This window comes from uncultured Corynebacterium sp. (assembly GCF_945649885.1).
Classification (GTDB): domain Bacteria; phylum Actinomycetota; class Actinomycetes; order Mycobacteriales; family Mycobacteriaceae; genus Corynebacterium.
In genome coordinates this window covers 1-5,661 of record NZ_CALZFS010000151.1, presented here as the reverse complement: position 1 = coordinate 5,661, position 5,661 = coordinate 1, and the positions used below count along the sequence as shown (strand labels likewise).

Below are 5,661 nucleotides of genomic sequence, written 5' to 3'. Positions count from 1 at the left end.
GACGCCCTCCACGAGATGCCCAAAGCAGTCACCGTCTTCGGCTCCGCACGCACCACCACTGATCACCCCTATTACCTGCAAGGCGTGGAACTCGGCGAAAAACTCGTCCAGGCGGAATACGCCGTGGTCACCGGCGGCGGACCAGGACTCATGGAAGCCCCGAACAAAGGAGCCTGCGAAGCCGGCGGCTTGAGCGTGGGCCTGGGTATCGAACTGCCACACGAACAAAGCCTCAACCCCTATGTGGACTTGGGCCTGAACTTCCGCTACTTCTTCGCACGCAAAACCATGTTCCTCAAATACTCCCAGGCCTTCATCTGCCTGCCCGGAGGATTCGGCACCCTGGATGAACTCTTCGAAGTCCTCTGCATGGTCCAGACCGGCAAGGTCACCAACTTCCCCATCGTGCTCATCGGCACCGAATTCTGGGCCGGACTGGTCGACTGGATCCGCGGCCGACTGGTGGCAGAAGGCATGATCGCCGAAGGAGACATCGACCGCGTCCTCATCACCGACGACATCGATGAGGCAGTCCAGTTCATCGTCGACGCCCACGCCGGACTGGACGTTGCACGCCGACACGACTAGCAGTCGCTAGATTAGGTCATATGAGTTCCTCCTACGCCACCGATGACCTCCCGGTGATCATGGCCATCGTCAACCGCACCCCGGACTCCTTCTACGACAAGGGAGCCACCTTCACCGATACCGCGGCACTCGACCGCGTGGCCACCGTCATCAACGAAGGTGCCGGCATCATCGACATCGGCGGCGTCAAAGCAGGCCCCGGCGACTACGTCTCCGCCCAGGAGGAAATCGACCGCGTCGTCCCCACCATCAGGGCAGTACACGAAAAATTCCCCGACATCGCCATCTCCGTGGACACCTGGCGCGCCGACGTCGCCCACCAAGCCATCCAGGCTGGCGCCACCTTGGTCAACGACACCTGGGCAGGCCACGACCCCGAACTCCTCGAAGTCGCCGGCCACCACCGTGTCGGCTACGTCTGCTCTCACACCGGCGGAGTCACACCCCGCACCCGCCCACACCGCGTCTCCTTCGATGACATCGTCGCCGACGTCATCCACGAAACCACCACACTGGCAGAAAAAGCCGTGCGCGCCGGGGTGCCGGAGGGCAGGATCTTCATCGACCCCACCCATGACTTCGGCAAGAACACCTTCCACGGCCTAGAACTCCTGCGTCGCATTGATGAGATCGTGGCCACCGGTTGGCCGGTGTTGATGGCGCTGAGCAACAAAGACTTCATCGGAGAGACCGTGGACAAGCCTGTTGACCAGCGGGTGCCCGGAACCCTGGCAGCCACCGCGTGGGCTGCCGCACGGGGCTGTGCCGCATTCCGGGTGCATGAGGTGGGCGATACCCGCGATGTTCTCCAGATGACCGCGGCCATCCAGGGAGATGTGGCACCACTGAACACCATCAGGGGGCTGGTGTGAACACCGTCAGCGTCATCATCCCGGCGCTCAATGAGGCACCCACCGTGGCTGGTGTGGTGCGCGCGGTACTGGCTGATGGGCCAGCGGAGGTCATCGTGATTGACGCAGATTCCACCGATGCCACCGCAGACAATGCCCGCAGAGCAGGTGCCACCGTGCTGAACTGGCGGGAGATCCTGCCCGATGTCCCCCCGACCCCGGGTAAAGGTGAATCCCTGTGGCGGGGTGTGGCCGCAGCCAGCGGAGACATCGTGGTGTTTGTGGATGCAGACCTCACCTCCATGCGGAGCGGAATGATCACAGCTCTGGTGCAACCCTTCAACAACCCGGACATCCACCTGGTCAAGGCTGATTATCTGCGTACCTACGGCGATGCGCCCACCGGGGGAGGCAGGGTCACTGAACTCACCGCTAAACCCCTGCTGCGCCTGTTGTTCCCGGAACTTGCCCACATCCGTCAACCACTCGGCGGGGAATACGCCATCAGGCGCCATACCGCACGTGCCCTGCCGTTTGTCGGTGGCTACGGGGTCGAGGTCGGATTGCTCATCGACGTCGCCTCCACCCACGGTGTCGGCGCCATCGCCCAGGTTGACCTCGGCTCCCGCTGCCACAACCACCAGCCACTCAGTGCTCTGGGATCCATGGCGGAGGTGGTGGCCGCCACCATCCTGCAACGCAGTGGTCGCGAAATCCCCTTGGTACAGCGTGATCCACTAGACTGCTGAAACATGTTGACCTGGATCGTGATGATCATCGTGCTCGCCGCGCTCATCGTGCTGTTCACCTGGATGTTCGCCAAACTCTTCGGACGCGGTGCGGAAGCCATGCCGATGCCGGACAATGAAGAGGTCATGGAACACAACCGTCGGGCTGTGGGGCAGGGGCAGATCAATGACATCATGTTTGAAACCGTGATGCGTGGCTACCGCCAGGACCAGGTGGACGATGTCATCGCCCACCTCACATGGCAGGTAGATTCCCTCACTTCCCGCCTGGAACAGCGCACTGACCAGGTAGTGCAGAGTGCTGCTGATCAGGAATTTTCCTCACCCGCCCCCGATCGGGGTTTGGCTGACCTCCCGACCAAAAATTCAGAAAACGGGTAAAATGGTTCCTTAGCCGCGATAAGTGCGGACTATTTATCTGTGTAAGGAGCTGGAATCAACATGGCAGCAATGAAGCCACGGACCGGTAGCGGACCAATGGAAGCGGTAGAAGAGAGCCGCAAGATTGTGATGAGGATTCCTTCTGACGGGGGCGGCCGTCTCGTGGTGGAACTGAACAAGGAAGAAGCAGCCGAACTCGGCGCACTCCTCACCGAAGCAGCCCAGTAACTCCATCAGGGTTCCCGCGTGGGTAGGATTAACCCGATATCGACGGCAAACACCCATTTCAAGGAGTAATGCGAAAGTGCTTTCACACATCATTGATGTTCTGGCAGACCCGATCGACGGCACCCCGTTGCAGGGTGTCGAGGACTTCACCAGGTTGGTGTCTGAGTCTGGGCATTCCTACGACGTTGCCCGCCAGGGATACGTAACCCTTGCAGGCGGCGCAGGACTGAGATACTCCGGCGATGATGCCGAGATGATCGCCGACCGTGAAACCTTCCTCGCAGGCGGACATTTTGCCCCCTTCGTCGAAGCCACCTCCGATGCCGTCCATGACGTTCTGGACGCTGCTGAGGTTGCCGATGACGCCACACCTGTCATCTGTGAAATCGGTGCAGGAACCGGCTACTACCTCTCCCACACCCTGGACAGTGTCGCAGGATCGCGGGGAATTGGTGTGGATGTATCCGTACACGCCGCCAAACACCTGGCCAAGTGCCACCCCCGCATAGGTGCCATCGTCGCCGATGCCTGGGCCCGCCTGCCCATCCAGTCCGACTCCGTGGACGCCATCACCGTCATCTTCGCCCCCCGCAACGCCGCGGAATTCGCCCGTATCCTCAAGCCCAAGGGCCAGGTCATCATCCTGACCCCGGAAACCGGCCACCTGGCCGAACTCCGCGCACCCCTGGGCATCATCGAGGTGGAGGAAGGCAAGGTTGACCGCATGATTGAACAGGCAGCAGGCCACCTCCAGCAGGTCGGCGAGAGCGAACTCGTGGAATTTGAAATGATGCTGGACCAGAAATCCATTGAAACTCAGATCGGTATGAGTCCCTCAGCCCGCCATATCAAGCCGGAAGCCCTGGCTGAGCGCATCAAGGCCCTGCCGGAGCAGATGACCGTCACCGCACGGGCACGCATCACCCGCCTGGAGCGCATTGCTTAAAGCATGTCCTTGAGAAAACAGCACCCTGTTTAATGTGATCGACATCAGGCACGTGGAAGCATTTCTGAAAATACTGTTCTTGCTATCCCAACTGAAGATATTGCTAAAGGAATATGCGTAGTCTCTCCAGCGGAGCTACGACAAAACGGTGAGTCCTGATTGATGGACTCACCGTTTTTCTCATGTCCTATTAGTTGGAAGACAGCTGTGGGGGATTAGCGGACCGGACCCTCATGAGGGTGCTCATCAGCATCGAACTGAGTCAGCTCATCCAGATCAGGCAGTCCGACGGTGGAGAAATCATCCGGGTAGTGGGCCTGCGCATTGAGGATGGTGGCATCCCCGGCGGTGGAAACCTCAAAGTTGTAGATGGGGCCGTTTTCAAAGTAGACACGGCTGGCCATGGCCACGTCACCGCCATCGGCGAAGACCTCCACGGTGGAACCATCCACGATGATGAACAGGGAATCGGTGTCCTCAGCAGACAGTGGCGCCATGGCCACCGGATCGCCCTCATAATAAGGGTTCATGGAACGGTCAATCACCAGCTCATTGTGGCGGTGGTGAATGATGGCCGCGGTGTTGCGTTTCTGGTCCCGCAGTTCAATGGAGACAGAGCTTCCGGCAGGGATGTCACACAGTGCGGTCCAGCCGGCAGCAGCATCGGACTCATAGATGGCTTCCAACAGCCCAGATGGTGGGGTCTGGAAGAGAGTGCCTTCCTGGAGAGTGACCACACGGGGAACAGAGATGGTGTTGGCCCAGCCCTCCTCCTTCCAACTCTTGTGCCGGGTGGGATCATCCAGACGGCCAATACCGTTCATCAGGCCGAAGATGTGCGCCTCTGCGTAGCGGTCCTCAACCTGCTGGGTGCCCTCGGTGTAGTTGGTGTTGCGGGGACGTGAGAAGTCATGGCCGTGATCAATACGGGTGAACGGGGTGACCACATCAAATTCGGTGCCGTTGAGCTGACCGACCACATAACCGGAGATGTCCACACCATCGCGTTCAATGGTGACGATGACAACATCATAGATCTCATGATCAACCTCATCGCGCAGACGGATCATGCGAGGACTGACCAGAACAGCATCATCTGACAGGCCGGTGAGGCCCTTGAAGGTGAGTGGTCCACTGATCTGCCAGTCACGACCATCAGCAGAGGTCAGGATCACCAGGTCCGGTTTATCGGAGGGGCCACTGACTGCCAGCATCAACCAGCCCTCATGGCCATCCTCACGGTTGTTCTCATCCTCCCAGTCAGGGACCACGCAGGGGGAGCGGAACTTGGTGTAGCTGTCAGTGTCGCTGACCACCTTGCCGATGCGGATCACCCCGGCATCCAGATCCAGGGCATTCTCCGACACGGACTCAGTGGTGGCTGCGAGATCCTCAATGCGGGCCACGTGAATGGCGGAGCCAGCTTCAGTCACGGAGGTGTAATAGAGATCAACCCCACCCTTGTTCGACACCACGGACCCGGCACGGATCTGGGTTTCACCACCCTTGGGGGCCAACACATCATCACAGATGTCCCAAACAAACGGTGCCTGATCGGAGAACTGGTGTGCCCAGCGTGGTCCGGCGTCAGGTTCTGGACGGTACTGGTGGAAGACATGCCAGGTGTCACCGTCTAGAAGCGCCCCGGCCGGAGCGAACAGCAGACCGTCTTCAGCGGTCAGGTGCAGTTCGGGACGGTGGTGGGTGCGGGGAGTTTCAGCCATGTGTCAGTCCTAGCTCTTCACGTTGCTTGAGATGTTTGTGGATCACTGATGGAGATCAGTATCTGTTGATCGAGAGTAGCTATTTAGCGGATTGTTGTGGAGAAACCCCAGCTCATAGTGGGTATGGAGGGCATAAAAGAGCCGGGGTGCAGTCTTTTGATCATATGACTTCACCCCGGCGGTACATGTCCTTC

The 5,661-nt window shown here is 59.6% G+C and carries 7 protein-coding genes; 6 read left to right on the top strand and 1 reads right to left on the bottom strand.

The window, feature by feature from the left end; all coding sequences use genetic code 11:
* From Q0M74_RS12685 to Q0M74_RS12660, 6 genes are all read left to right on the top strand, one after another.
* Nucleotides 1-588 (top strand): TIGR00730 family Rossman fold protein (locus Q0M74_RS12685; protein WP_293955032.1); only part of this gene is annotated, 588 nt, incomplete at its 5' end.
* Between the two features lie 20 nt (nt 589-608).
* Nucleotides 609-1,460 (top strand): dihydropteroate synthase, encoded by an 852-nt coding sequence (folP, locus tag Q0M74_RS12680; RefSeq protein ID WP_293955030.1) that lies wholly within the window; start codon nt 609-611, stop codon nt 1,458-1,460.
* Nucleotides 1,457-2,188, top strand: coding sequence for a glucosyl-3-phosphoglycerate synthase (locus Q0M74_RS12675; protein WP_293955028.1), 732 nt, complete (start codon nt 1,457-1,459; stop codon nt 2,186-2,188). The genes folP and Q0M74_RS12675 overlap by 4 nt, the downstream gene beginning before the upstream one ends.
* Nucleotides 2,189-2,191: 3 nt before the next feature.
* A complete protein-coding gene (locus tag Q0M74_RS12670) occupies nt 2,192-2,569 on the top strand; it encodes a hypothetical protein (RefSeq protein WP_293955026.1) in 378 nt (125 codons plus the stop codon).
* A 60-nt stretch (nt 2,570-2,629) separates the two neighbouring features.
* A complete protein-coding gene (locus tag Q0M74_RS12665) occupies nt 2,630-2,797 on the top strand; it encodes a DUF3117 domain-containing protein (protein WP_293955024.1) in 168 nt (55 codons plus the stop codon).
* A gap of 76 nt (nt 2,798-2,873) precedes the next feature.
* Nucleotides 2,874-3,743, top strand: a complete 870-nt coding sequence (locus Q0M74_RS12660; protein WP_293955022.1) for a methyltransferase domain-containing protein — start codon at nt 2,874-2,876, stop codon at nt 3,741-3,743.
* A 215-nt stretch (nt 3,744-3,958) separates the two neighbouring features.
* Here the strand turns inward: Q0M74_RS12660 and Q0M74_RS12655 are convergent, their stop codons facing one another.
* Nucleotides 3,959-5,467 (bottom strand): GH32 C-terminal domain-containing protein, encoded by a 1,509-nt coding sequence (locus Q0M74_RS12655; RefSeq protein WP_293955020.1) that lies wholly within the window; start codon nt 5,465-5,467, stop codon nt 3,959-3,961.
* Nucleotides 5,468-5,661 lie beyond the last annotated feature (194 nt).

Coding starts and splice junctions, on each gene's coding strand:
- folP (WP_293955030.1), top strand. CDS start 609: ATGAGTTCCTCCTACGCCACCGATGACCTCCCGGTGATCATGGCCATC.
- Q0M74_RS12670 (WP_293955026.1), top strand. CDS start 2,192: ATGTTGACCTGGATCGTGATGATCATCGTGCTCGCCGCGCTCATCGTG.
- Q0M74_RS12665 (WP_293955024.1), top strand. CDS start 2,630: ATGGCAGCAATGAAGCCACGGACCGGTAGCGGACCAATGGAAGCGGTA.
- Q0M74_RS12655 (WP_293955020.1), bottom strand. CDS start 5,467: ATGGCTGAAACTCCCCGCACCCACCACCGTCCCGAACTGCACCTGACC.